Origin of the sequence: Acinetobacter lwoffii (genome assembly GCF_022967985.1) — a bacterium.
GTDB lineage: Bacteria > Pseudomonadota > Gammaproteobacteria > Pseudomonadales > Moraxellaceae > Acinetobacter.
In genome coordinates, this window is the sequence record NZ_JALJVC010000005.1 from 70,926 (window position 1) to 97,441 (window position 26,516).

The following is a 26,516-nucleotide window of genomic DNA, read 5'->3' on the forward strand; positions in this document are numbered from 1 at the left end:
TTATATGGGTTATTTAACACGTTGTAAAGTTACAGGATCTTCACCTTGCGGATGTAAGATAAGATTGTTGTTAGATATATTGATGCTTGCAATTGTCTTGCTGCCATTTGAACTATCTTGTAATCCACCACACTCGTTGGTATCGAATAATACCTCGGTTGTGGTGAGAGTATTTGCTGACAATGTATATTTGCCATATTCAATTCCTGGCCAACCACAGTCATCTCCACCTTCAGTGTCTAGGAAGAAATAATAGTTGTTATCAAAGAAAGCAAATAGGTGCGTTTCATTGAGTCGCCACGTGCCGACGAGACTATTAGACTGCTTAACTCGATTTAAACGGTATTCAGTACTAACGCCGGGTTCAGTAAGAATTAATTGAGTTCCATTAAAGTTTAAAGAATAAGGTTTATTCTCGGCAGGATGTGAAAGTCCCCATTCACCATTGGTGTCATGTAGGATTTCCGGTTCAATCACGGTTGTTGTTGCATTCCATTTTAAGCGGCCCATTTCAATGCCTGCTTGACCACTCTCATCTTTTGCTTCTGCTTCACCTAGTGCATAGCGTCCATCTTCCAAAATGTGAATCAACACAGCAGTGTTATCGGTACGGTTAATCTCCCAAGTGCCGGCAATATCTTTGTAGAAGGTCGCTTGGAAGTGTGCTTTAGCATCCTCTTCATTCACTAACTTTTCTTCAGGAATTACTGTTTTGACAATAGCTTCATTTTTAAAGTCATTATAAGGTTGGTCAAAATTGATACTCTGATTTTTTAAGGCATCTGTAGTGGCCGTACTAATTTTAAGTTTGTCATCGTTATCATCTCCATCTAAGGATTGTAAAAATACCAGTAAGTTAAGGCGAGCATTTTCAGTCTCAGCTAAATCCAAAGGGGTAACACGTTCTTTTGCTTCAATTTCATCCCCGAGTTGAACATCACCAATATAGAATTTAACCGTTTCTCCTTCATTGAAGTTAAATTCACCATCGTCATTGGTAAAACCTGTAGCACCACTACTTGTGACATAGCGTACCCCAGCAATCACAGCATCCGTTAGTACCCCGGTCTGGGTTCCAATATTACTTGTTGGAGGTGTACTTGAGTTATCATCCGAACCACCACAGGCACTAAGTAACCCTGCTAAAGCAATACAAAGTAAAGTCTTTTTCATTAGAATCTTCCTGAAATTTATAATGTGGATTCAGTATAAAAAGACCCTTATATTTGCCATATCCCAAAATGAGGAGGTTAAGAGCTTTTTAATGCATGAATCCTTTAAATTAGAAAGAAATTCCTATTTATATTGGGAAGCAATCTTAACTATCCGTAAATTGATGTATGAGATAAGTTGAAAGGTGGCAAAAATAATCAACTATTCATTTAAAAATTCTAATTATACAAATATAGATTAACTGTTTATTTATTGATCATAGAGCACTATCTATATTTGCCGAGGTTGCTAAAATTCGCGCAATTTTGAATAGAATTGGTGCGTGACGTGTTTGAGAAGTTAGCAGAACAAAGCCTGAGGCTGATGGGTTGGGAAATTGATAACCATTGGCCCTTAGATTTAGACCAATGTGTCATGATTGCTGCGCCTCATACCAGTAATTGGGATGCACTGTATGCGCGACTGGCCTTAAAAGCATTAGGCGTGAATGTTCGCTTAACCATTAAAGACAGTTATATGAAATTGCCATTTGGACCTTTTGTGCGTGCTATGGGCGGTATCGGGATTGATCGCCGTCCTAAACAGCCGGGGGAGCCTAGTCCGAGTATGGTTCAGGTGATGACGGAATTATTCAAGACCCATCCTAAACTGGTGATGCTGGTCACGCCAGAAGCGACTCGTGCTAAACAGGAACAGTGGAAGACAGGTTTTTATCATGTTGCGATTAATGCAGGTGTGCCGATTGCATTGGCCTATATGGATTATGAGAAGAAGAAAACTGGTGTAGGTAAAATTGTTTATCCGACAGGGGATTATGAAAAAGACATGGCAGAAATCATGGCATTTTATGCAGAGATTCAGCCAAAATTCCCTGAATGCTTCAGCGTAGATCAGCGCTATTATCAGAATTAAAATTGAGTTGAAAAAAAGCAGGAAAATTCTCCTGCTTTTTTATTGCCTAATCATCATGAAGATTGACAGACTTAAGATGCATTTTCAGAAGCGGGTAAAATTCCACCCAGATTTTGGCAGGCATCTTTATAAAGATCATATTGTTGCTCCACCACTTCATGCAGTGGCAGGTCAAACAGCTCTTCACCTTGATGATACTGTTTGATATAAGACTCGACTTTGGATTTGCTGCTATACAACATCTGCTGATAATAGTCGGTCATACTGCTATGTGGCATTTGGGCGGTATCTACCTTGGCACAATGGAAATTTTGCAGTAATTGTTCTGATTTTTTCAAATCGCTGGACATACAACCTGCCAGTAGCAAGGTACTGAGCAATGTCGTGATAAATTTCATGGAAAGTAGACTAAAGGCTTTATGGGAGCGCACTATTGTAGAAGTAAAACCCGGTCACAAAACCTTTTTAATCTACCAAATGGTTAAAAAATAGAACAACAGAATTTGAAAATTCAAGTCCATTCTCTAAACATTTAACCTTTGACCAAGCCACCATCTACAATCAGGTTTTGTCCTGTGACGGCACGTGAATAAGGTGACAAAAACATCAGGATTGCAGCAGCAAATTCTTCTGGTGTAATTACGCGGCGTAAAGGCGTCGATTGAGCAATCAGGTCAAAGACAATGTCAGGTGTGGCCTTACTGGCATCCGTGGTTTGTAACAGGCCACCAGAGAGCATATTCACATTGATGCCATATTGTCCCAAGTCCTGCGCCGTGGTGCGGGTAAAGGCCAATAATGCAGCTTTGGCAGTGGTATAGTCATGATAAGGAACCACCGGATTTTGCACCAGGTTTGTACCAATATTCACGATCCGGCCAAACCCTGCCTGTTTCATATCATCCAGTGCGGCTTGTGTAGTATTTAAGGCAGCCTGTACTGCACCGCTAAATTGCCGTTGCAACATATCCCAAGTCAGCGTTTCTACTTTAGGGCGTGCATCACCATTAAATTCAAATTGAATCAGTGCGTTATTGATTACAGCATGAATCGCTTCCCCAAAATGGGTTTTAGCTGCGGCAAATAAAGCGCGGACCTGATCAGTTTGAGTGACATCTGCCTGATAAATAAATACCTGTTCAGGATACTGCTGGGCCAGCTGTTCAGCTTGCTGCTGACTGCTATGATAATTGACGACCACGCGCGCGCCCTCAGCCAGTAAAGCCTGAGTAATGGCTAAACCCAAACCACGTGCACCACCAGTAACAAGAACAATCTGATCACGAATCTGCATAATGATGATCTATATTTACAAAGATTGGCCTTAACATAGCAGTTATTTCACCGGATTCAAGCTTTAGCGGGGAAGACAGACTCGGCTTGATCTTGTGTTTAAATGAATTGGGACGCTAATAGAAAACAGCCTGCACTAAAGAGTAAACTTAAGATCATGCGTTTGAACAGTAATTCCGAAATTTTATAAAATAGTTTTGCGCCTAAAATTGCCGGAATACTCACAAAAACAATCAGCAAGGCCATATAGGGTAAATGGCTTTGATTGATCAGGCCTTGCCATACATAAGTACCCAGCGTGAAAAGCTGAATTGCAAAATTAAAGTGCCGTAAAATATAGCGCTGCTGGGTTTTGGGTAATTGTTTTAACATCACCCAGACCGAAGGAATAGCACCGCAAAAACCGCCCAGTCCTCCTAAAATTCCGCCAATAAAACCGATGCAGCTATCAGTCAATTTTCCTGAATGCTGAATTGTTTTGAATTGCGGATTGAATAGCATCACCGGACACCACAGTACCAGAAAAAATCCCAAGATCATCTTAAAGGTATCTGCTTGAATGATCTGCAACAGATAAGTACCCAGCGGCACGCCAATCAGACCAGCAATCAGATAAGGCAGCACCAACTGCCTGGATAAAACTAGCTGCTTTTTTTCCTGACTGAGTGAAATCACATGACTCCAGATCGAGGCAAATACCAGCAAGGGCGCGGCCAGTTGCGGAGGCAGCACCCAGACCCAGAAAGACATGGCGATCAGGGCAAAGGCAAAGCCGGTCAGCCCCTGGACAAAACCTGCGACCATTGCACCAAGAATAAATAACAGCCAAGTCATAAAGATCAGGTCATAAGCAAAGGCAGCAGTATTCTCAAGATTTAAACAAAAGCCAAGCTTCCATTTAGCTGGATTTATGCAAATGAAAGTTCAAATTCTCATAAAAGCATGAATGCTAATTAAGAAAAAAGAGGTTTACGGCCATGCATAAAACATGCATAAATCTCTACAAGAGTGCAACAATGGCTCCGTTCACTCTCCATGAACTCGCCTGATACTGACAGAGTGCAGTAAGAGGTGATGGACATGATGAAAAAAGTGATATTACTTTCTGTATTGGCTGTGTCATTAACCGGTTGTGTGGTTGATCCTTGGGATGATGATTATCGTGGCAACAGAGATCGTAATGGACATTATGATCGAGACCACAGAAATCATGACTGGAAAAATAAGGACCATAAAGATCATCGGGATTGGAAACGTGACCGAGATAACCGCGACTGGCGCCGTGATCGTTAATCACAGTCTTTAAATTTGACTGACTACAATGACAAAAAGGATTCCACTGAGGAATCCTTTTTTAATGGCTCTTCAAAACAATTTAAATCAAGAAATACTTTTTTGATAAAGCCCCGCACGAACTGTACCGGCTTTGGTATTTTTAATTAAACGCCATGAGGACGGTAATTTAAGTAATTGTAAATCACGATCTGCTTCTACATAAATATAGGCATTGTCCTTGATCAGAGGATCTGCCTTTAGCGCTAGTTCTTCCCATAAATCCAGGCTATATGGCGGATCTAGAAAAACCAGATCAAACTGTGCCTGAAGGGTAGACAAAGCTTGCTGCGCCGTAGCCACTTTTAATTGTGCACGTGCTTTGGTGACTTTTAAAAGTTCCAGATTTTGGGTCAGAAATTGTGCCTGAGTACGATCCGGCTCAATCATCACCACTGATGCAGCACCACGCGATAATGCCTCAAACGCCAATGCCCCAGAGCCAGCACAAATATCCAACACCTGTGCATTTTGTACATCCCACATCAGCCAGTTAAACAGTGTTTCCCGAACACGGTCAGGCGTCGGGCGCAAACCCTCAATGCTGGCAAAAGGCAGTTGGCGGCGTTTCCAGTCACCACCAATAATTCGAAGCTGGTTTTTCATCTTTAATCTCGCTCTACCGGTGTCGGAGCAGGTGTTGCTGCGGGAGATGCAGCCGTATTTGCCGCAGTCGGAGCAGCAGTGTCGGGCTGGTCACTGGCTGGAACGGCACTAGATGCTGCATCTTGACTTAACATGCCTGCACCACTTGGTAATTCAGCTGGCTTGATTCCGGCCGTCATCAGACCACCATTTAATTGGTGACCTTGTGGGCGTACCGGATTTTTATCTTTATGCAGTAACCAATAATCAAAAATTGGACGGGCCAGAGCCGTTGCGGCACTACCACCGCGACCATTTTCCAGAATAACTGCAATCGCAATTTCAGGATTTTCAGCAGGTGCAAAACCGACAAACAGGCCATGATCCAGCTGACGATCGGTCAATAAGGATTCATTATAGCGCTTGCCCTGAGCAATACTTTTCACCTGTGCCGTACCGGTTTTTCCGGCAATAGAATATTGTAAGCCGCTTTTAATGCCTCGGCCTGTACCGGATTGAATCACGTCTACCATCGCATCACGCATCTTGATCCAGTCTTCTTCCTGACCGTTAAAATCGATCTTGCCATGCGTGCCATTATGCACCTTGAATGGTTTGGCACCGCGACTTTCGCGCAGAACATGGGGAATGACTTTATTGCCATGGTTGGCGGTAATGGCTGTGGCCATAGCCAGCTGCAATGGCGTTGAAGTAAAAGCACCCTGACCAATACTGACAGAAATGGTTTCACCACGTGACCATTTGGCCTTGCGGGTACGCATTTTCCATTCCGGGTTTGGATACAGTCCTGAGCTTTCACTTGGTAAATCCACTCCGGTTTTTTCACCAAAGCCGAACTGACGCATCCAGGTGTTCATTTTTTCAATGCCCATCCGGTAGGACATCACATAGAAATAAGTATCACAAGAGACGACTTGGGCCTTATGCATATTTACTGCGCCATGCCCGGATTTTTTATGGTCACGGAAACGGTGACTGTCTCCCGGCAGGCTGAAATAACCCGGATCGGAAATCGTAGTATCCCAGTCGACCAGACCATGATGCAGACCACCGAGCGCAAACATTGGCTTGATAGTAGAGCCGGGCGGATAAACTCCTTGCACTGCACGGTTATATAAAGGTTGATCCAGATTATCACGCAGGAATGAATAATCTTTGGTACTGATCCCAGTCACAAACAGATTCGGGTTAAAACTTGGACTGGAGACCAGCGCCAGAATTTCCCCAGTTTTGGGATTCATCGCTACAATTGCGCCACGACGCCCAGCCAGCTGTTCTGAAGCTACTACCTGTAAGCCGTAATCCAGTGACAGGAACAGGTCGTTACCGCGCACCGGATCCTTGCGGCCCAGATGACGTAGCACATTACCAAAGGCATCGGCCTCTACCGATTCATTTCCTGGTACACCATGCAGAAGCTCTTCATATGATTTTTCCACCCCGATCTTTCCGATCAGGTTGGTTCCGGCGTAGAGATCCTTATCAATGGCTTTCAGTTCTTTGTCATTAATACGACCAACATAGCCAATCACATGTGCGAACAGATCGCCATGCGGATAGTAGCGGGTCATCTGGGTTTCAATATTCACGCCCGGAAACTGATATTTAACTTCACTAAAACGGGCAATATCATTTTCGTTCAGATTGAGCTTGATTGAAACCCGTTCGGTTTTACGCGCTGTTTTAATCCGGGTTTGAAAGCGTTCCAGGTCTTCTTCGGTCAGTTCCAGAATCGGTTTGAGGCGTTCGAGCGTTTGATCGATATCCTGTACGTCGGCACGACTTAAAGTGGCAGTAAATACCGGATAGTTATCGGCCAGCAGAACGCCGTTTCGGTCATAAATATAACCGCGCGCTGGCGGCAAAGGTTGTAGACGAATCCGGTTTTCATCAGAAGCTGTAGTAAAGCTTTCAAAGTTGAACAGTTGCAAATAGGCATAGCGGCTGACCAGCAGCAGCATAAAGAAAATGACAATCCCCATGGAAATCAAGACTCGACTGCGATAGATGCGCTTTTCTTGTTGTGCATTTTTTAAAGGAAAGTGCTGCTTCATACGCGATCGACTTAAGACCTGAGAGTGGTAGAAAAGAATCAAAGTGGAGTATTCTAACGCAACTGCACTTGATTTGATAATGAAAAACTGCCCTTGCAATCAGTTCCTTTAAGCTTTGACTTTGCAGACATTAAAATTGTAAAGTGCTGTATATAAGAGTTGTGATAATTCTGCTAGAGTAAAATCTAATAAAAATAGGACTATACCAAAAACTATAATTAAGGAAGATGGTGAAGGAATGAACAAGGTTTACCCTTTGTTAGCTGCATTGTGGGCGAACGGGGCTTATGCACATGATCAGATTAATAATACTGCAACCAAAATAGAGCCTGCTCAGGCAAAAGCCTTTAATGTGGGTGTTGGTTTTACCCAGAAATTACTGCATTTAAATACCGAATGGGTGAACCCTTATGGGATTGCTTATGTGAAAGGTGGTGTTTTTCTGGATGATGATCGTACGATTGGCGGCCAGGCAGGCTTTCGTTATCCAGCACACCTCACCGGCAAAGACAAAAATGGTTATTATGTCGGGGTTTATGCCGGTCATATCGACAGCAAACAGGTTGATGGCGAGTATGAAGGCCGTTTAGGTGCTGGCGTTGATTTGGCCTATGTTTTGCTTAGTTCAGAACGGATCAGCAGTTTTAGTATCGGGATCGGTGCCGGAGAGAAACTCGAAGACCGAAATGGTCGTGCTGTGGCTGAAACAGAACCCCGGCTACAATTTTCCTATACTTTAAGTATCGGTTTATAGACAAAATATTCGACCTTATTAATATGTGTATTCTGTGAACAAAAAATTAAATATGGAAGTTATGCATGCTTGAGTACGTCAACGAGTTGTGGCAAACCTTTGTAAACCGCCCGGATTTTTGGGCCGTGCTCAGCATTATTCCAGTGACTGCATTTGTAACCTGGGCTCACGTCTGGATGGCGCTGAAAATGGTCTTTTATCCGATCAATTTTTGGGGTTTCCATCTCGGGCCTTTACCTGTGGGCTGGCAAGGGATTGTGCCACGCAAAGCTGGACGTATTTCAGGCATTATTACCGATAACACACTGTCAAAATTAGGCTCTATCCGCGAATTTTTACAGGCGATGGATCCGGATGATATGGCACGCATCATTGGCGAGCAGGTCGGTTTCGAACTGGAACACCTGATCGATGAAGTGATGATGGATCGCAATGCGGTGCTCTGGGAAAACCTACCTTTTGCTATTAAGCGCAGAATTTATGCACAAGCACAAAAACAAATGCCGGCAATTTTGCGTGAATTAGTGACTGAGCTGACCATGAACGTCGAGTCACTTGTGGATATGCGTGAAATGGTGGTCAGCCAGATGGAAGGTGACCGCCGGTTAATGGTGCGGATGTTCCTGAAAGTGGGTCAAAAAGAGATCAACTTTATCTGGCATATCAGTGCCCTCATCGGGATGTTCTTTGGTATCTTCCAAATGATTGTCTGGTTTGTGGTGCCGTGGCACTGGACCGTACCGTTCTGGGCGGCCATCTGGGGCTTTTTGACCAACTGGATCGCGATCTGGATGGTATTCAACCCGCTCTATCCACACCCGGTAAAGTACCCGCAATTCTTTGCCCGTACCACAAACCGCAAATTTCCGTGGATTAAACCGGTCATTCCGCGTATTGGCACCTATAACATACAAGGCGCATTTATGAAACGTCAGGATGAAGTCTCTGACGTCTTCGCAAGTGTAGTCACAGAAGACCTTATTACGTTAAAATCGATCATGACCGAGATGATGTATGGCGGCAGAAAAGACAAAACCCGCCGCATTATCAAACGTCATATTAATGAAATTATGGAAACACCCCTGGTTCGGACCTCTTTACAGCTGTCTTTAGGACCAAAAGAGTATGCAAAACTCAAGACGGACTTGATCGATCGCTCGATTGAAATTACGATGGTACCTGTATGCGACCCAGCATTTAATGCGAGCCGTGCACAGAAAATCTATCAAATGTTTAGAGACCGCATACGTGAGTTGACTCCGAAGGAGTTTCAGAATCTTTTACGTCCTGCATTTCAGGAAGATGAATGGATTCTGATTTTATTGGGTGGGGTAACCGGTTTTGTCGCGGGTTTAATCCATTTGTTTGTGGCTTTCTTATAATGAGATGTCGGGGGACACAATCAGGTGATTGTGGTCGTGGCGTCATACATATTGTTTAAATGAGGATGTTTATATATGCGCATTATCTTACTCGGACCACCTGGAGCAGGTAAAGGTACACAAGCTCAGTTGATCTGTAAGCGCTACAATATCCCACAAATTTCAACCGGTGATATGCTCCGTGCTGCAATTCGTGAAGGAACTGAATTAGGTCTACAAGCTAAAAGTGTCATGGACAATGGCGGTTTGGTTTCTGATGAGTTGATCATTGGTCTAGTAAAAGAGCGTATTGCGCAACCTGACTGTGTAAATGGCTGCATTTTTGATGGTTTTCCGCGTACCATTCCTCAAGCAGAAGCTTTGGAAAATGAAGGCATCACTATTGATCACGTGATTGAAATTGATGTACCAGATGAAGAGATCGTACAACGTCTTTCTGGCCGTCGTCAGCACCCGGCATCTGGCCGTGTCTATCACATCGTTTACAACCCGCCAAAAGTGGAAGGTAAAGATGATGAAACGGGTGAAGATCTGGTTCAGCGTCCTGATGACCAGGAAGCAACCATTCGCAAGCGTCTAGGTTCTTACCACACTGAAACCGAGCAACTGGTTGGTTTCTATCAAGGCCGTGCAGCGTCTGGTGAAAATGCACCAACTTATGACAAGCTAAACGGTTTACGTCCAATCGATGAAGTTCAGACTGATCTTTTCGCGATTCTGGATCAGGCAAAATAATCGGCTGACGATGATTTTGACAATCGGAGAGCCCTAAGTCATATTAGGGCTCTTTTTTATTGCGTATTTGAACAGGGTACTTGTTGCTATGAAATTTGGCGTATTGGTATTGATGGTAGTCTTTCTGGCAGTATTGGTAGGTCTGTTCTATTTCAGTTTTAAAATGCTCAACAAAGTACGTCAGGAAGAACGTGCTGAAAATGCAGCAAAGCGACCTGAGCGCCAGCTCCATCCAAAATTACAAGCCGAACTTGAACAGCGCAAGCAGCAGGAAAAGGCTGAACAAGATCAGGATAAATAATCCATAATAGTTCAGCTCAGCTAAGAATTTGGTTTGAACGAAAAGCACTCTTCTCATAGTCGATAAAAAGGTGACACATTGGTCACCTATTTTTATCCCAGCTTGATCACGCCGTTCTATTCAGCAAGCTCAATATTTTTCACTGCAATTTGGCGGGCTGCACCAAATTCAAACCGATCCGGCCAGTTACACACATCGGATACTACACATTCATGACATTTCGGTTTGCGCGCAATACACGTATAACGACCGTGTAAAATCAGCCAGTGATGTGAATCAATGATAAATTCCTTGGGAATGACTTTGACCAGACGGTGTTCAACTTCCAGCACATTTTTGCCAACCGCTAGTCCGGTACGGTTACCTACCCGGAAAATATGGGTATCAACCGCCATGGTCGGCTGACCAAAGGCCGTATTCAGTACCACATTCGCCGTTTTACGACCTACACCCGGCAGGGCTTCTAAGTCTGCACGATTGTCCGGTACGATGCTGTTGTGCTTCTGAATCAGCATCTCGCAGGCTTTAATCACGTTGACCGCTTTTGAGTTATATAAACCAATGGTCTTGATATATTCCTTCAAGCCGTCCACACCTAGCGCATAAATGGCTTCCGGTGTATTGGCGACTGGAAAGAGTTTGTCTGTGGCTTTGTTGACGCTGACATCGGTGGCTTGAGCAGAGAGCGTGACCGCGACCAGCAATTCAAAAGGACTAGAATAATTTAGTTCGGTTTTCGGATTGGGACGCTGTTCACGCAGGCGTTCAAAAAAGGTCTGAATCTGCTTTTTGGTCATGTTTTTAACGGGCTTGGCCTTTGCTGTGGTCATGTTCTATCCCTGTAAAGCCTGTAATTGCTGTGTCAGTTCTTCCAGTTGGGTACGTTTTCGGGCATTTTCACGAACCGAAAGCTGTTTTTCCAGTTTTTTAATTTGGGTACGTAGTTTTGCCAGTTCAATCGTGGTCTTGGAATCAAGTGATACAGGCGCATTCTCTGGCTTGCTCGCGACTTCAATCACAGGAAGTTGCTCATTTAAAGCTGAGAAACGGGCAAACAGGGCAGTATCGATTTCTGCACGGACCACAGGTCCCTTACGATCGGTACGCCGTTTTTCTTCACGCTGGATGTGCGCATAGTAACGCTGACGCAGATCATCCTGTTCAGCAAGACGCTGAGCTTCAGTCGGCAAGGGTTGTTGATCTTCAACCAGATCGATGCAGTCTACCGGACAAGGGGGAATACATAACTCACAGCCGGTACATAGGTCGGTCAGAATGGTATGCATTAGTTTACCAGAACCAATAATTGCATCGACTGGGCAGGCGCTAATACATTTGGTACAGCCAATACATTCATCTTCACGAATTACGGCTTTGATGCGCTGAGGACGACCATCGGCTTGAACTGGCCAGACACTTTCTTCTGCCACAAGTTTAGGGCGATTTAATAATCTAGCCAAAGCATCGGCAACAGGCTGTCCGCCCGGCACACATTTATTGGCATTTTCACCCTCAGCAATCGACTGGGCATAAGGTAAACATCCGTCACGATGACCGCAGAGTCCACATTGGGTTTGAGGGAGTAAAGCGTCAATCGATTGGACCAGAGAAATGGGCGAATTCATGTATAACCAGCGTTACTCATGGCAAGCATGAGAGAGTAAGTGAAACAAAATATGTCGATTCATCAATTTTAACATATTTTTAAACTCCTAAGTCGTGCGCAATTAAGGGTCAACTTGTGCCTTATTATTAGGCATAAATCTGAATATAAGCCTTGATTCGATTGGCATTTCCTGACATAGAAAAAATTTTCATAATCAATATAAATATTTGTTATCAAATTAATTTTAAAGTATTTTCAAAAAAAGTATTGTAGATTAGTTACAAAAGATATTTAATATTTTGCGCCAAAATTTAACATTGATTGTAAATTTGACCAATTTTGATCCATTTTCTGCTGAGGATTAAGCGTTGAAATACAACACACTTAATGAGTTCCTAGATTACGTAAAATCACGTGATGCACATCAACCAGAATTTCTTCAAGCTGTAGAAGAAGTGATGACCAGTTTGTGGCCGTTCATTGAAAAGAACCCACAATACGCAGCACATGGTTTACTAGAACGTCTAGTTGAGCCAGAACGTGCGATCCAGTTCCGAGTTTCTTGGGTAGATGATCAAGGTCAGACTCAAGTAAACCGTGCGTTCCGCGTACAGTACAACTCAGCGATCGGTCCATTTAAAGGTGGTATGCGTTTCCACCCTTCAGTGAATCTTTCAATCCTAAAATTCTTAGGCTTTGAGCAAACATTTAAAAATGCTTTAACCACACTTCCTATGGGTGGCGGTAAAGGCGGTTCTGATTTTGACCCTAAAGGCAAATCAGAAGGCGAAATCATGCGTTTCTGCCAGGCTTTAATGATCGAGCTGTATCGTCACCTTGGTGCGAACACAGATATCCCTGCAGGTGATATTGGTGTAGGCGGTCGTGAAGTGGGCTACATGGCCGGCATGATGAAAAAATTAAGTAACGATACGGCATGTGTATTCACTGGTAAAGGTTTAACTTTCGGTGGTTCATTGGCACGTCCGGAAGCAACGGGTTACGGTACTGTGTATTTCGCTGAGGAAATGCTTAAGTCTCGTGGCGAAAGCTTCAAAGATAAAGTCGTTGCGATTTCAGGTTCTGGTAACGTTGCGCAATATGCTGCTGAAAAAGCAATGTACCTCGGTGCGAAAGTGGTTTCACTTTCTGACTCTGCCGGTACAGTTCACGTTAAAGACGGTTTCACTGAGGCGCTTCTTGCTGAAGTCATGGAACTTAAAAATGTAAAACGTAGCCGTATTTCAGAATTCGCGTCTAAACATGGTTTCGAATATCTTGAAGGACAACGTCCTTGGGGTATCAAGTGTGATATCGCATTGCCATGTGCGACTCAAAACGAACTTGATGCAGACGACGCTGCTCAGCTTCTTGCAAACGGTGTAATCTGTGTGGCTGAAGGTGCGAACATGCCTTCTACGCTTGAAGCGGTTGAGAAATTCGTTGAAGCGAAAATTCTTTATGCGCCAGGTAAAGCATCAAATGCAGGTGGTGTGGCAACTTCTGGTCTGGAAATGTCTCAAAACGCATTGCGTTTAGGCTGGACTTTCGAAGAAGTTGATGAGCGCTTACACGCAATCATGAAAGAAATTCACCGCAATTGCGTAAAATTCGGTACTAAGGAAGACGGTACTGTGAACTATGTAGACGGTGCAAACATTGCTGGCTTCGTAAAAGTTGCTGATGCGATGCTTGCTCAAGGCGTATTCTAAGTCTGACTTAGTCTAAGCTGAAAAAACCGGGGCTGTTGCCCCGGTTTTTTTATATCTGGTATTTTTAGCCTTAAAGAGCACCCTTAACTAATTCACGCTCAACCGCCATATCAAAAATATAGGCATATTTCGATTGATCAGCTGCCGGATGCTTAATTTCAAAACGTTTGACCCGAATAATCTGCCGTTCATTTGGTGAATGCCGAAAACCTTCAATCTGATCATAGAATAAAGTCCAGTCCTTATCGACCTGAGTTTTCAGGCCATTCTGATCATATTTCACTTCTTTGACTTGCAAGCAGCTTTGTTGGGTTACGCCGGTACATTGTTTGGTATCGGGGGAAATTTCCAGAAAAATTGTTTCAGCCTGTCCTTGGTATTTGGTTTCCGGAGTCATTTTCCCGATAAATTCATAGGTTTGACCATTTGCGGCCATCAACGTCAGGGTCGGCTTGTCAGGATCTGTGGTATTGAGCGTAAAAGGAATGTCACGCTTCTGTAAAAGTTGGCTGACAAAACGTTCCTGCTCCATCAATGCTGCATCACAGGCCATTTCAGTGCCTATAACTTCGCTGGTGGTGATGATATTGTTTTTGACTGACCAGGTCGTCCCGAGTCCATTACAGCCCGTCACGGCGCTCAGCCGGCCTTGAGCGTTGAAACTCAGTACAACGGGTCGTTCTAGTCCACGATTCAGTTCCCAGTAATAGGCTGGAAGAATCTGATCTGCATTTTTTTGTTGGATGGTGGCCACCGCAAGATCTCCAGCTCGTTGAATATCACTGGACTGACAGCCTGCAAAAGTTAAAGGCAATAATGCCAGCACAATAAATTTTAATTTCATGGACTTATAATGAAGTATATAAAGTTCAAACAATAATAATGGATGTATTGCAAAAAAATATGGATACATTTCGCAGCTTTGAGTTGCAAAATGTATCCATCATTAAGATTTTAGCGCTGAAGCAAAATTAATCGAAGCGATAAATATCCATACCGAGTGAACCCATGGTAAAACTGCTATGCACCAGACTAAAACGCTGACCTGTGCCCATCGCAAAGAAAATCGGAGCAAAATGTTCCAGCGTTGGATGATTCCGCGCCATATGCGGAATATTGGACCAGTCCAGTACCGCGTCATAATCACTATGTGTCAGTTTATGCACCACAAAATTACGAAAGCCAGAAGCCCATTCGGGTACATCAGCAGCCGTTCCATCCCAAGACAGTTCCCGTAAGTTATGGGTAATACTGCCCGAACCAATCAGTAGGATTTGTTGTTCACGTAAAGGTGCCAGGCTTTGACCAATCTGATAAATTTCATCCGCACTCATCGACATGGGTAAGGAAATTTCTACCACGGGAATGTTGGCATCTGGATACATATGTAGCAGCGGCATCCATACACCATGATCACGCGGACGGGTACTGTTGGCATGTGCAGAAAAACCGGCATTAGCCAGCAAGCCTAAGACTTTCTCGGCCAGTTCAGGATTTCCCGGTGCAGGATAGCGCAATTGATACAGTTCAGGCGGGAAACCACGAAAATCATGCCAGGTTTCTGGGCGAATTGCGCTACTGACTTCCAACGCATCACTTTCCCAATGCGCAGACATCACAATAATCGCTTCCGGGCGTGGCAGATTTTCGCTCAAACGATGCAAGGCAGGACCCACTTGCTCAGGATTCAGCGCCAGCATAGGAGAGCCATGAGAAATAAATAAGCCGGGCAACGTTTGTAAGTTCATAAGTCAAACCACATCTGGAAAGATGCCTCAATAATGCATGAAAAATAGAAATAAGAGCAGGAGATATTATTCAACAAAACGTTGCATATAAAGAACGCTTCAGCAAAATCATTAGCCTGCCCGATGATAAGGATGGTTGTTATTGATGCTCATGGCACGATAAAGCTGCTCGATCAGCATGACACGTACCAGTGGATGCGGCAGGGTTAACTTGGAAAGTGACCAGTGCCATGCAGCAGCTTTACGCACGGCTTCTGAGTGACCATCCGGCCCGCCAATCGCAAGTGCTACATCATTGCCTTCCAGCATCCAGCCTTTCATGGTTTCAGCCAGTTTTTCGGTACTGAATTCACGTCCGCCCACTTCAAGCGCAATCAGGGTTTCATTCTGCTTGAGCGCATTTAAAATACTGTCGCCCTCAATATTACGGTATTTCAGAATATCCGCTTCAGAATCATTTTTCCCGCGCTTGGCCATCGGCAGTTCAATAATCTGGGTCTGTACAAAAGGCTGAATACGTTTGAAATAATCTTCAAAACCAGTCAGCACCCACGCTGGCATTTTTTGACCAATGGTCAGGATACGGATTTTCATACAGACAGATCAATAATTGGATACCTCATTATAACGATCAAACAACATGAAGTTGAGCAGGGAAACAAATTGAAATTGAAATGGGAGATTTAGTGTTGCTTTAATGTCCGTAGTTCAAGTATCCGCTTGATAAAGGAATGGAATAATAATAAATGCGGAACAGTGTCATGATAAAAGGATGTTGTACTGTGCTGCTGTTACTGATAGGCCTCATGGGGCCTAGTCTCTGTGCAGCCAATTCGAGCAAAAATGCTCAGGTCTCTCATCTGGAATTATTTTTTAGCCAGATCATGAGTGTTGATGAATACCGAAATTATAAAAATCTGAAAGAGCTGAATCGGGTATCTGCCTGGATTAAAGGGCAGATGCAGCGCTTTGGCATCCCATGCCAGTTTCAGGTCTATGTGGTCAATAACCTGAGTTACCGAAATGTCATCTGTAATTTGGATACTCAAGCAAAGACCAAAATGGTGATGGGAGCGCATTATGATGTCTTTAGTACCCAAAAAGGTGCCGATAATAATGCCTCAGGGGTAGCGGGTTTACTGGAAACGGCAAGACTACTCGCTTTACAAAAATCCAAGCTCAAACATAATGTCGAATTTGCTTTCTATACGCTTGAAGAGCCGCCTTTTTTCAAGACAGAACATATGGGTAGTTATATGCATGCCAAATCTTTAAAAAAGCAGAAGCAGAAAATTAAGGGCGTGGTGATTCTGGATTCGATTGGCTATTTTGATGAACATCAGGTGCAGAGCTATCCCGTCGGATTAAAATGGATTTATCCACGACATGGTAATTTCATTGCAACGATCGGGCATTTAGCATCGACTGGCCTGACTGGAGATTATTGTGCTGCTATGCAGCGTTTTAACCGTCTGGAGTGTCAGCGTTTTGTCAGCCCAAGTTTTGCTCAGGATATGAATTTTTCTGGTTATCTGAATTATGCCAAATTCAACTATTCGACCATGCTGATTACCGATACTGCGAGTTATCGTAATCCTTATTACAATACCGAATTGGATACTTTAGACAAGCTTGATCTGAACAAGATGACTCATGTGGTGGATGGGCTGGTTGATATGGCACTACAGCCATAACTCAATTGCTTTATTTAATAACTCAATAAAAAACCCTGCCGAAGCAGGGTTTTTTATACGAAGCATCAGGTCTTAATGACGCGCTGCTTTCGCTTCTTCTTTGGTTTTCACAATCGGTGCTTTAACCAGAGCTTTTGGCAAAGAAGTCAATGCCAGCGGTAAAATCTCATCAATCGATTTTACTGCTTTAATCTCTAGACCTTCTTTGACATTTTCTGGAATTTCCGCCAGGTCACGTACGTTTTCCTGTGGAATGAACACCAACTTGATGCCACCACGATGGGCTGCAAGCAGTTTTTCTTTCAAACCACCGATACGCAATGCACGGCCGCCCAGACTGGTTTCACCTGTCATCGCGATATCCGGACGAATCGGGATACCTGTGAAAGCAGATACCAATGCTGTAGTCAAAGCCAAACCTGCCGATGGACCATCTTTCGGTGTTGCGCCTTCAGGTAAATGCACATGCACGTCGGTTTCTTCAAAGCGCGAGGCTTCGATGCCGAGTTCATCCGCACGGGTACGCACCACAGTCATTGCAGCAGTAATCGATTCTTTCATGACATCGCCAAGAGAACCGGTGGTAATGAACTTGCCTTTACCTGGTACTGCTGCAACTTCAATGGTCAGTAATTCACCACCAACAGAAGTCCAAGCCAGACCATTTACACGGCCGATTTGCGCTTCTTCTTCCGCCATACCGTAGTCAAATTTATGTGGACCTAAGTATTCTGGAAGATTCGCTGCGGTCACTTCAACCTGAAGGTTTTTAGATTTCTTGCTAACAGCCTCTTTCACCACTTTACGTGCAATTTTTGACACTTCACGTTCAAGGTTACGAACACCGGCTTCACGCGTATAACGACGCACGATGTCACGAATTGCTTCTTCATGCACGGTCAACTCTTTGGCACGTAGACCATTGTTCTTGATGGCTTTAGGAACAAGGTAGCGGTCCGCAATATTGACTTTCTCTTCTTCGGTATAACCCGGAAGACGAATTACTTCCATACGGTCTAGCAGGGCCTCAGGAATGTTCATGCTGTTTGCGGTACAGATAAACATTACTTCAGACAGGTCCAGATCAAGATCCAGATAGTGATCGCTGAACTTGTTGTTCTGTGATGGATCAAGTACCTCAAGCATCGCAGAAGCCGGATCGCCACGGTAGTCTTGCGCCATCTTGTCGATTTCATCGAGCAAGAATAACGGGTTTTTTACGCCCACTTTAGTCAATGACTGCACAATTTTACCTGGCATCGCACCGATATAGGTACGACGGTGACCGCGAATTTCCGCTTCATCACGTACGCCGCCCAGCGCCATACGCACGAACTCACGACCAGTTGCTTTAGCAATTGATTCACCGAGTGAAGTTTTACCGACACCTGGAGGACCAACCAAACACAGAATCGGACCACGCAATTTTTTCACACGAGACTGAACTGCCAGATATTCCACAATGCGATCTTTGACATCGTCCAGACCATAGTGGTCTGCATCCAGAATTTCCTGTGCTTTGTTCAGGTTAATGCTGACTTTGCTGGCTTTATTCCACGGTGTATCTAGAATCACTTCCAGATAGTTGCGTACCACAGCAGCTTCACTCGAAGCAGGCTGCATCGCTTTCAGCTTGCGGAACTCGTTTTCAGCTTTCTTGCGTACATGCTCAGGCAAATCTGCTTCAGCAAGACGTTTTTCAATTTCAGCGACATCATCTTCCGCGCCGCCGTTCATATCAGAAAGCTCGCGCTGAATGACTTTCATTTTTTCATTCAGGAAGTATTCGCGCTGGTTCTTTTCCATCTGACGTTTAACAGAGTCATGCAGGGTTTGCTCAATCTGTTGTTCTTCAGACTGTTGCAATAGATAAGTCATCAACTCAGTCAAATGCGCTTCGAATTCGTCATGTTCCAGGAATTTCTGTTTGACATCAATATTCAATGGAACACGGGTTGCGACGAAGAACAATAACTGTAATAGATCTTCAATTTTGTTGGCTGCGGTGATCAGTTCACGCGCATTACGAAGTTTCGCTTCTGCATATTGAGCGAAAAGCGCACGTAATTCCTGCAAGCGCACAGCTTGGGTGTCTGCATCGACGCTCACCGTCATTGGGCTGAGTTCATGCTCTGCTGTCAGATACTCAGTTTCGTCAATGATGGTTTTCAGCTTGGCACGGTGTAGGCCTTCGATCAGGACTTTAATACAGTTTTCATCATTTTCGTGATTCACAACTTGCACAATCTTCGCGACAGTACCGTATTGATATAAATTGTCGTGATCAATTTCTTCTGTAAGCGAATCTTTTTGCGCAACTACAAATACTAGATTGTCACTGTTACGAGCCACATCAACTGCATTGATCGATTTTTCACGACCGACAAACAGCGCAATTTGCATATGCGGATAAACCACCACATCACGCAACGCCAAAAGGGGTAGTACACTTGGAACCTGAGGCTCTAAGGTTTCTTGATTCATAATAATTTCAGACATGAGCACTCCTAATGAGTGACAACGGTGTTGCCATGCTTTTAATAGTGATGGGTAATTTTAAAAATACAAGGGCAGTTAAGATTAAATTGTATGAAAAATGACTAATTATGTGATTTTAAAGTAGTTAGCAAGGGTAAAATTGCAAAATTAACGTTTGAATTTTATAAAAACTGTCGGGGTGATTAAAGCATCAAGGGGCTGATCCCATGTTTCACGTTTTAACGGCTGTGCCAGCAGTTGAAAGTCATGCGCCAGCCCCAGACGGAATGGACGCCCAGGTGCAGAAGCCAAGGTACGATCATAAAAACCGCCGCCCATACCAATCCGTGTGCCCGAAGTATCACAGGCCAATAGTGGCATGAGCAATAAATCCAGTTTGGAAACATGTACACCACGGGTGCTCATGGGCTCTCGCATACCCAGCCGATGATGGGCAAAGCGCTTGTTATGGTATTGGTGCTGGGTGATCCGGATCCAGACCAGCTGCTGATTCATGTCGCAAATCGCTGGTAGATACACCTGTTTGCCCAGTTTAAAGCAGCGTTCAATAATCGCCTGGGTCTGAATCTCCCCAAAAGCATGCAAATACAGGCCAATACGTTGGGCATGAATAAATTCTGGACTGCGGATCAGACGGTTTAGAACTTTTTGTGCGGATTGCCTTTGCTCAAATTTAGAGAGATGACGACGCGTTTTACGAAGGTATCTTCTTAATTCCTGAATGGTCATAGGGCAAAAAGCATATGCAACAAATTTGTGCTCTAGTCTAAGTGGGAATTCTGGAAAAGTAAAAAATAATTGTAAGCTGCAATTTTATATTATTCCGTATCTGCTGATTTAAATTTAGCTAATTTGTCACCAGTTTCAAAGTTAAAAAACAGTTGCATCACTGGTTGTTAAAATGTGTTGAAACGGTCAATTTATTTTTTTTGATTCACGATTTTCCAAGCAATCAATTGTTCAGTGACAAACTCTGGAAATGCATGAGTTTAAGCACTTTGAAACAGCTTTCGATCAATAAAAATACAATTCTAAAGTAGGTTTATTCTGTTTTTGGTGAAAGATAGACAAGGGATCATATAACTATTCTCGACCGATATATGGGACACATTGGACTTAGGCAGAACGCGTAAGACCTAAATCAATGGAGATTGAAGATGATGAATATTGCGAAGAACACCGTCTGCCTTTGGTACGATGACGATGCCGAAGGTGCAGCACGATTTTATGCAGAAACCTTTCCAGGCTCCTCAGTTGGCGCGATCAACCTTGCCCCTGGAGATTATCCCTCTGGGAAAGAAGGTGATGTCATTACGGTCGAATTTACAGTAATGGGCGTTGCCTGCATCGGGTTGAACGGTGGTCCTGGTTTTCAGCATAATGAAACATTTTCATTTCAGGTGGCTACTGAAGACCAAGAGGAAACAGATCGCTACTGGAATGCCATTGTGGGCAATGGCGGTCAGGAAAGTGAGTGTGGCTGGTGCAAGGACAAGTGGGGCATTTCCTGGCAGATTACGCCAGCGGTCCTCATCAACGCCTGTAACAGTCCTGACCGTGCTGCGGCCAAGCGCGCATTTAATGCGATGATGACCATGAAGAAAATTGACATCTCCGTGATCGAAGCAGCATTTCGTGGTTAAGCGCCAAAGATATTGTCTTTCATTGCAGTTGATATTGCTGTGTAGCGCAATTTCACTGCAATAGTTAAATCTTCTCCTTTCTTTTGATCAACTCAAATTATCCCTCAACTCTATAAGGATACGTTACAAAAATTACAGATTAATCCAACTTGATCTGAACCTAAATCCAATTTCTTCATGATGATTCAAGGAGAATGTGCCATGAATTTTCCTCAATTACTGCTTATGGCGGGATGGGTCGCGCTGTCTGCACCTGCCGCTTTAGCCGTTGAACCGCCCATGTCGGGCAAAGCCAGCTCAGGCGCAGCTTCATCTGCTGCCGATAAGAAAGCCATTGCAAGTGCCATGACTGCTGCACCTAAGAAAGTAGCCGCTGCAGCCACGATTGTCGCTGTCGGTGCAGATGGCAAAATACGTACCTTGCGCAAGGGCAATAATGGTTTTACCTGTATGCCTGATAATCTGACCGCTCCAGGTCCAGACCCAATGTGTATGGATCAGGCCGCTCTAGAATGGGCAGAAGCCTGGATGGGGAATAAACAGCCCACAGTTGGAAAAGTAGGCTTCATGTATATGCTGGCAGGTGGTACGGATGCCAGTAATGTCGATCCCTATGCCAAGAAGCCTAGTGCGGGCAATCATTGGGTCAAAACGGGTCCCCATGTCATGATCGTCGGTGCTGAAGCTCGTTTCTATGATATGTATCCTAAACATACGCAACCGGATACCGCTGTGCCTTATGTCATGTGGTCTGGGACGCCTTATTAGCACTTAATGATTCCTGTGAAGTAATGAATCACCGTAATAACAAATGCACGCTGATTCAACCTTTCAATTCAGGTATTTAATACACTCAATTTTTATGACTGTCCTAAGCTATAAATAGAATAGTTTACTTAGAAGCTCATCGAAAGATGGGCTTTTATATGAGCATTGCAAAAGCTGAAATGATGCAGATCATGCAATATGAGTTCCAGAATAATTTTTGCACTGAATTGAAAACAGGCTGAACCAAAAACAACCATCCAATGAAATTCTCCCTAATTTATACATCTTAAATTTTATTAAGACATTGAAAATAAAATAAAAATTAAACTGGCATAAGTTCTGCATAACTGTATTCAAACTTGGATACAAGATTGGATACAGAATGCTTCATCAGAAAATGATCGGCTGGACAGTCCGAAAATGGCGCGATGCCGATCAGCCAAAACAGCTTCAACTGAATCATCTTGCTCAACGCACTACCCATGTTGAGGTGGGTGAACTTGTCTGGATTCCGGTTAGGACTGCTGCATATCTTATTCAAACAAAAATTGATGTATTCAAAAAACTGTATTTCGGACTGTATGTATCAGAGGCTGCCAGAGATCAGTGACGGCGGTAGGCTTATATGCAGCAGCTTAATCAAAAAAAATAGATCAATTCGGCAGATTCAGAAAATAGATAAAATAACAGAGGATTCATATGTTTAAGACTGTATTGATTGCAAACCGCGGCGAAATTGCTGTTCGCGCCATTCGCACATTAAAAAAAATGGGTGTAACCAGTGTCGCCGTTTATTCAGAAACAGATCGTTATGCACAGCATGTGATTGATGCAGATATTGCAGTGTCCTTAGAAGGGACCAAACCTGGCGATACCTATTTGAGTATCGAAAAATTGATTGCTGCAGCCAAAAATACCGGAGCCGAAGCAATTTTCCCGGGTTATGGGTTTCTGTCAGAAAGTGCTGACTTTGCCCGTGCCTGCGAAGCAAATAATATTGCTTTCATGGGGCCAACACCGGAGCAGATTCTGGAATTCGGCTTAAAACACAGGGCGCGTGAACTTGCTGCAGCTGCCAATGTACCCATGACTCCCGGTACAGGGCTGCTAAATAGTCTGGACGAAGCTTTGGCAGAAGCTGAAAAAATTGGCTATCCGATTATGCTGAAAAGTACAGCAGGCGGTGGCGGAATTGGCTTGACCCGTTGTGATGATGCAGATGCACTTCAGGAGGCTTATGAAAGTGTAAAACGTCTGGGTGAGCAGTTCTTTAAAGATGCCGGAGTATTTCTGGAATGCTTTATCGATAAAGCCCGTCATGTCGAAGTTCAGATTTTTGGAGATGGACAGGGACAGGTGGTGGCTTTGGGCGAACGCGACTGCTCATTGCAGCGCCGTAATCAGAAAGTCGTGGAAGAAACCCCAGCGGCTCATTTACCTGAAGCAACCCGTCAAAAACTGCATCAGGCGGCAGTTGAACTGGGCAAATCGGTGAAATATCGCAGTGCCGGTACGGTTGAGTTTATTTATGATGCAGTGCATGACGAGTTTTATTTCCTTGAAGTGAATACCCGTTTGCAGGTGGAGCATCCGGTGACTGAAATGGTGACCGGTTTAGACCTGATTGAATGCATGTTGAAAGTTGCAGCAGGTGATACTCTGGATTGGAAGCATCTAAGCAGTATTCAGCCTCAAGGTGCAGCGATTGAAGTACGCATCTATGCCGAAGATCCAGTTAAGAATTTCCAGCCGAGTCCAGGGATTTTGACCGATGTCTTTTTTCCGGAAAATGTCCGGGTTGATACCTGGGTGAGTACCGGAACTGAAATTTCCCAATACTTTGACCCGATGATTGCCAAGATTATTGTGCATGCTGAAGATCGTGATACTGCCATTCATACGCTTAAATCAGCTTTAGCTGAAACTCGCCTGAATGGTATTAGTACCAATCTGGATTATGTGCATACTGTTATTTCAGATCCACGTTTTGAACAGATGCAGATCTGGACACGCATGCTGGATGATTTCAAATATGTGCCGAATGTGATTGAGGTGATTCAGCCGGGTACACAAAGTTCGATTCAGGATTATCCGGGTCGTGTCGGGTATTGGGATATTGGTGTACCGCCTTCAGGCCCAATGGATGATTATGCCTTCCGGCTGGCCAATAAAATTGTTGGGAATGTCGAGGCCGCCGCCGGGTTTGAATTTACCCTGCAAGGTCCAATCCTCAAATTTCATGCAGAAAATATCATTGCTTTAACTGGCGCACCTTGTCTGGTAAGTCTGGATGATGAAGCAGTAAATTTCTGGCAGCCTATTCAGGTAAAAGCAGGCCAAACCCTAAAAATTGGACAGGTTGAATCTGGATGCCGGACCTACCTGGCTGTACGAAATGGTCTGAATGTGCCGGAATATCTGGGTAGCCGTTCTACCTTTGCTTTAGGTAATTTTGGTGGACATGCAGGCCGAGTGTTACGGGCTGGTGACATGATTAAGATGGTGAATCCTGAGCTGCCGGCCGATGGTCTACCTTTAGCGATTGCAGAACCTGAAGCTTTGGCAACAGCTCTGATTCCAAGTTATGGCAAGGAATGGAAAATTGGTGTGCTCTATGGCCCGCATGGCGCTCCTGATTTCTTTAAAGCTGAATATATTGAGGAGTTTTTTGCATCAAGCTGGAAAGTGCATTTTAACTCGAACCGGTTGGGTATCCGTTTAACCGGACCGACGCCAAGCTGGGCGCGTGAAAATGGCGGTGAAGCGGGTCTGCATCCATCCAATGTACATGACTGTGAATATGCCATTGGTGCAATCAACTTTACCGGTGATTTCCCCGTAATTCTTGCCAAAGATGGTCCGAGCCTGGGCGGTTTCGTTTGTCCGGTGACCATTGCCAAAGCTGAACTCTGGAAAATTGGTCAACTAAAAGCCGATGACACGATTAGCTTCTATCCAATCTCGGTAGAACAGGCCAATGCGCTGGAGCGGCAGCAAATTCAAACCCTCCAAAACTTTGCCAAGGCAGAGATGACCCATGAGGCTGAAATCGTGGCAGTTCAGGCAGAAAGTATCCTGGCATTGCGTGAAGCTACGCCAGATGCACCAAAAGCTGTATATCGTCAGGCAGGTGACAGTTATATCTTGCTGGAATATGGTGACAACGTACTGGATTTGGCCCTACGCCTGCGCGTACACCGCTTGATGCAACTGATCCGTGAGGCTGATCTGGACGGTATCCTGGAATTGTCACCTGGTGTACGGTCCTTGCAAATTAAATATGATGGTCTGCGTTTGAGTCAACAGCAACTGATTCACTTCCTGCTTGGTCTTGAAGAACAGATGGGCGATTTGCGTGACATTAAAATCCCTTCAAGAATTATCCATTTACCCATGGCCTTTGAGGACTCGGCGACTCTGGGTGCTGTTGAGCGTTATCAGGAAAGCGTCTGTGCCACAGCCCCCTGGCTTCCGAATAATGTCGATTTTATTCAGCGGATTAATGGTTTAAGTCACCGCCAGCAGGTCAAGGACATCATTTATGATGCCAATTATCTGATTTTAGGGCTAGGTGATGTATATCTGACTGCACCTTGTGCAGTGCCCATTGATCCTCGCCACCGTTTACTGAGTTCTAAATATAATCCGGCCCGTACTTTTACCGCTGAAGGGACTGTCGGGATTGGTGGCATGTATATGTGTATTTATGGCATGGACTCACCGGGTGGCTATCAGTTGATTGGCCGTACCGTGCCGATCTGGAACAAGTTTAAAAAGAACAAGCAGTTTGGCGATCAGCAATGGTTCTTACGCTTTTTTGACCAGATTAAATATTATGAGGTCACTGAGGCCGAACTGGATCAGTTCCGTGCTGATTTCGCCCATGGTCTGGCAGAAATTAAAATTGAGGAATGCGAGTTTGACTTTGCAGCATATCAGGATTTCCTTGCTGCAGAACAGGACAGCATTGCCACCTTTAAAGCGCAGCAGCAGGCTGCTTTTAGTGCCGAGGTAGAACGCTGGAAAGACGAGTTTGATGCACCTGTAGAAATAGAAGTGCTGCAGGATGACACCGATTACAGCCAGTATGTCCCTCTCAACGCCTCTATGACCGGCAATATCTGGAAGATTTTTGTAGAAGCGGGGCAGATTGTGAAAAAAGGCGACACGGTGGCCATCATTGAAGCCATGAAAATGGAACTGCCGGTCTATGCTGACGATGATGGTATCGTTAAAGCGATTATCTGCCGTTCTGGTCAGACCGTGCATAGTGGTGAGCCACTGGTCTATATGGAGTAATGGAG

General features: G+C 44.3%; 25 protein-coding genes. 12 read left to right on the forward strand and 13 right to left on the reverse strand.

Translation table 11 applies throughout. The features are described 5' to 3' along the window. Positions 1–9: 9 nt before the first annotated feature. Entirely contained in the window at positions 10–1,173 is a 1,164-nt protein-coding gene (locus tag MWG72_RS04745; RefSeq protein WP_224216595.1) for a putative periplasmic lipoprotein, read from the reverse strand. A gap of 363 nt (positions 1,174–1,536) precedes the next feature. On the opposite strand from MWG72_RS04745, the gene MWG72_RS04750 reads away from it, so the two are divergent. Continuing rightward, positions 1,537–2,085 carry a 1-acyl-sn-glycerol-3-phosphate acyltransferase gene (locus MWG72_RS04750; protein WP_085064787.1) on the forward strand — a complete coding sequence of 183 codons (549 nt, stop codon included), beginning with the start codon at positions 1,537–1,539 and terminating at the stop codon, positions 2,083–2,085. A gap of 71 nt (positions 2,086–2,156) precedes the next feature. Here MWG72_RS04750 and MWG72_RS04755 read toward each other — a convergent pair whose 3' ends face one another. The 3 genes from MWG72_RS04755 to MWG72_RS04765 all read right to left on the reverse strand — a co-directional run bounded on the left by MWG72_RS04755 (position 2,157) and on the right by MWG72_RS04765 (position 4,212). Next, entirely contained in the window at positions 2,157–2,483 is a 327-nt protein-coding gene (locus MWG72_RS04755; RefSeq protein ID WP_005107497.1) for a hypothetical protein, read from the reverse strand. 134 nt (positions 2,484–2,617) lie between these two features. Beyond that, positions 2,618–3,379 carry a 3-oxoacyl-ACP reductase gene (locus tag MWG72_RS04760; protein ID WP_005246935.1) on the reverse strand — a complete coding sequence of 254 codons (762 nt, stop codon included), beginning with the start codon at positions 3,377–3,379 and terminating at the stop codon, positions 2,618–2,620. 98 nt (positions 3,380–3,477) lie between these two features. Next, entirely contained in the window at positions 3,478–4,212 is a 735-nt protein-coding gene (locus MWG72_RS04765) for a sulfite exporter TauE/SafE family protein (RefSeq protein WP_247143331.1), read from the reverse strand. 246 nt (positions 4,213–4,458) lie between these two features. Between MWG72_RS04765 and MWG72_RS04770 the strand changes: the two genes are divergently transcribed. After that, entirely contained in the window at positions 4,459–4,671 is a 213-nt protein-coding gene (locus MWG72_RS04770; RefSeq protein ID WP_004646324.1) for a hypothetical protein, read from the forward strand. A gap of 87 nt (positions 4,672–4,758) precedes the next feature. Here the strand turns inward: MWG72_RS04770 and rsmD are convergent, their stop codons facing one another. Both rsmD and mrdA read right to left on the reverse strand, forming a co-directional pair. Next, positions 4,759–5,316, reverse strand: a complete 558-nt coding sequence (rsmD, locus tag MWG72_RS04775) for a 16S rRNA (guanine(966)-N(2))-methyltransferase RsmD (protein WP_004279484.1) — start codon at positions 5,314–5,316, stop codon at positions 4,759–4,761. Between the two features lie 2 nt (positions 5,317–5,318). Beyond that, the gene (gene mrdA / locus MWG72_RS04780; protein WP_247143332.1) at positions 5,319–7,370 is read right to left on the reverse strand and encodes a penicillin-binding protein 2; all 2,052 of its coding nucleotides are present in this window, start codon (positions 7,368–7,370) and stop codon (positions 5,319–5,321) included. Positions 7,371–7,608: 238 nt separating this feature from the next. Here mrdA and MWG72_RS04785 point away from each other — a divergent pair, with 238 nt between their 5' ends. From MWG72_RS04785 to MWG72_RS04800, 4 genes are all read left to right on the forward strand, one after another. Beyond that, positions 7,609–8,124, forward strand: coding sequence for a hypothetical protein (locus MWG72_RS04785; protein ID WP_247143333.1), 516 nt, complete (start codon positions 7,609–7,611; stop codon positions 8,122–8,124). A gap of 65 nt (positions 8,125–8,189) precedes the next feature. Further along, positions 8,190–9,506 (forward strand): DUF445 domain-containing protein, encoded by a 1,317-nt coding sequence (locus MWG72_RS04790; protein WP_004279487.1) that lies wholly within the window; start codon positions 8,190–8,192, stop codon positions 9,504–9,506. Between the two features lie 75 nt (positions 9,507–9,581). Beyond that, positions 9,582–10,241, forward strand: a complete 660-nt coding sequence (adk, locus tag MWG72_RS04795; RefSeq protein WP_005262314.1) for an adenylate kinase — start codon at positions 9,582–9,584, stop codon at positions 10,239–10,241. Between the two features lie 88 nt (positions 10,242–10,329). Beyond that, positions 10,330–10,542 carry a hypothetical protein gene (locus tag MWG72_RS04800; RefSeq protein ID WP_004279489.1) on the forward strand — a complete coding sequence of 71 codons (213 nt, stop codon included), beginning with the start codon at positions 10,330–10,332 and terminating at the stop codon, positions 10,540–10,542. Between the two features lie 116 nt (positions 10,543–10,658). On the opposite strand, the gene nth is transcribed toward MWG72_RS04800, so the two are convergent. Continuing rightward, positions 10,659–11,372 carry an endonuclease III gene (nth, locus tag MWG72_RS04805; protein ID WP_247143334.1) on the reverse strand — a complete coding sequence of 238 codons (714 nt, stop codon included), beginning with the start codon at positions 11,370–11,372 and terminating at the stop codon, positions 10,659–10,661. Positions 11,373–11,375: 3 nt separating this feature from the next. Then, entirely contained in the window at positions 11,376–12,167 is a 792-nt protein-coding gene (locus tag MWG72_RS04810) for an RnfABCDGE type electron transport complex subunit B (RefSeq protein WP_247143335.1), read from the reverse strand. Positions 12,168–12,516: 349 nt separating this feature from the next. Between MWG72_RS04810 and gdhA the strand changes: the two genes are divergently transcribed. Then, positions 12,517–13,860, forward strand: a complete 1,344-nt coding sequence (gdhA, locus tag MWG72_RS04815; protein WP_247143336.1) for an NADP-specific glutamate dehydrogenase — start codon at positions 12,517–12,519, stop codon at positions 13,858–13,860. A gap of 70 nt (positions 13,861–13,930) precedes the next feature. Here gdhA and MWG72_RS04820 read toward each other — a convergent pair whose 3' ends face one another. The 3 genes from MWG72_RS04820 to rlmH all read right to left on the reverse strand — a co-directional run bounded on the left by MWG72_RS04820 (position 13,931) and on the right by rlmH (position 16,202). Further along, positions 13,931–14,704, reverse strand: coding sequence for an META and DUF4377 domain-containing protein (locus MWG72_RS04820; protein ID WP_219309842.1), 774 nt, complete (start codon positions 14,702–14,704; stop codon positions 13,931–13,933). Between the two features lie 127 nt (positions 14,705–14,831). Then, complete coding sequence (locus MWG72_RS04825) at positions 14,832–15,608, reverse strand: DODA-type extradiol aromatic ring-opening family dioxygenase (protein WP_180037738.1); 777 nt, start codon at positions 15,606–15,608, stop codon at positions 14,832–14,834. A gap of 111 nt (positions 15,609–15,719) precedes the next feature. Then, positions 15,720–16,202, reverse strand: a complete 483-nt coding sequence (gene rlmH, locus MWG72_RS04830; RefSeq protein ID WP_004646335.1) for a 23S rRNA (pseudouridine(1915)-N(3))-methyltransferase RlmH — start codon at positions 16,200–16,202, stop codon at positions 15,720–15,722. A 167-nt stretch (positions 16,203–16,369) separates the two neighbouring features. Here rlmH and MWG72_RS04835 point away from each other — a divergent pair, with 167 nt between their 5' ends. Continuing rightward, positions 16,370–17,302, forward strand: a complete 933-nt coding sequence (locus MWG72_RS04835) for a M28 family peptidase (RefSeq protein ID WP_180086609.1) — start codon at positions 16,370–16,372, stop codon at positions 17,300–17,302. Positions 17,303–17,374: 72 nt separating this feature from the next. Here MWG72_RS04835 and lon read toward each other — a convergent pair whose 3' ends face one another. Further along, positions 17,375–19,801: an endopeptidase La gene (gene lon, locus MWG72_RS04840; protein ID WP_138742669.1), complete on the reverse strand. Its 2,427-nt coding sequence runs from the start codon at positions 19,799–19,801 to the stop codon at positions 17,375–17,377. Positions 19,802–19,948: 147 nt separating this feature from the next. Further along, positions 19,949–20,530, reverse strand: coding sequence for a 5-formyltetrahydrofolate cyclo-ligase (locus MWG72_RS04845; protein WP_005267045.1), 582 nt, complete (start codon positions 20,528–20,530; stop codon positions 19,949–19,951). A gap of 431 nt (positions 20,531–20,961) precedes the next feature. On the opposite strand from MWG72_RS04845, the gene MWG72_RS04850 reads away from it, so the two are divergent. The 4 genes from MWG72_RS04850 (at position 20,962) to uca (ending at position 26,511) form a co-directional block, all read left to right on the forward strand. After that, a complete protein-coding gene (locus MWG72_RS04850; protein WP_213687764.1) occupies positions 20,962–21,444 on the forward strand; it encodes a VOC family protein in 483 nt (160 codons plus the stop codon). 201 nt (positions 21,445–21,645) lie between these two features. After that, positions 21,646–22,212, forward strand: a complete 567-nt coding sequence (locus MWG72_RS04855; protein ID WP_247143337.1) for a hypothetical protein — start codon at positions 21,646–21,648, stop codon at positions 22,210–22,212. 382 nt (positions 22,213–22,594) lie between these two features. After that, complete coding sequence (locus tag MWG72_RS04860) at positions 22,595–22,822, forward strand: hypothetical protein (RefSeq protein WP_247143338.1); 228 nt, start codon at positions 22,595–22,597, stop codon at positions 22,820–22,822. An 89-nt stretch (positions 22,823–22,911) separates the two neighbouring features. Then, positions 22,912–26,511 carry an urea carboxylase gene (gene uca / locus MWG72_RS04865; protein ID WP_247143339.1) on the forward strand — a complete coding sequence of 1,200 codons (3,600 nt, stop codon included), beginning with the start codon at positions 22,912–22,914 and terminating at the stop codon, positions 26,509–26,511. The last annotated feature ends 5 nt before the right edge of the window (positions 26,512–26,516 follow it).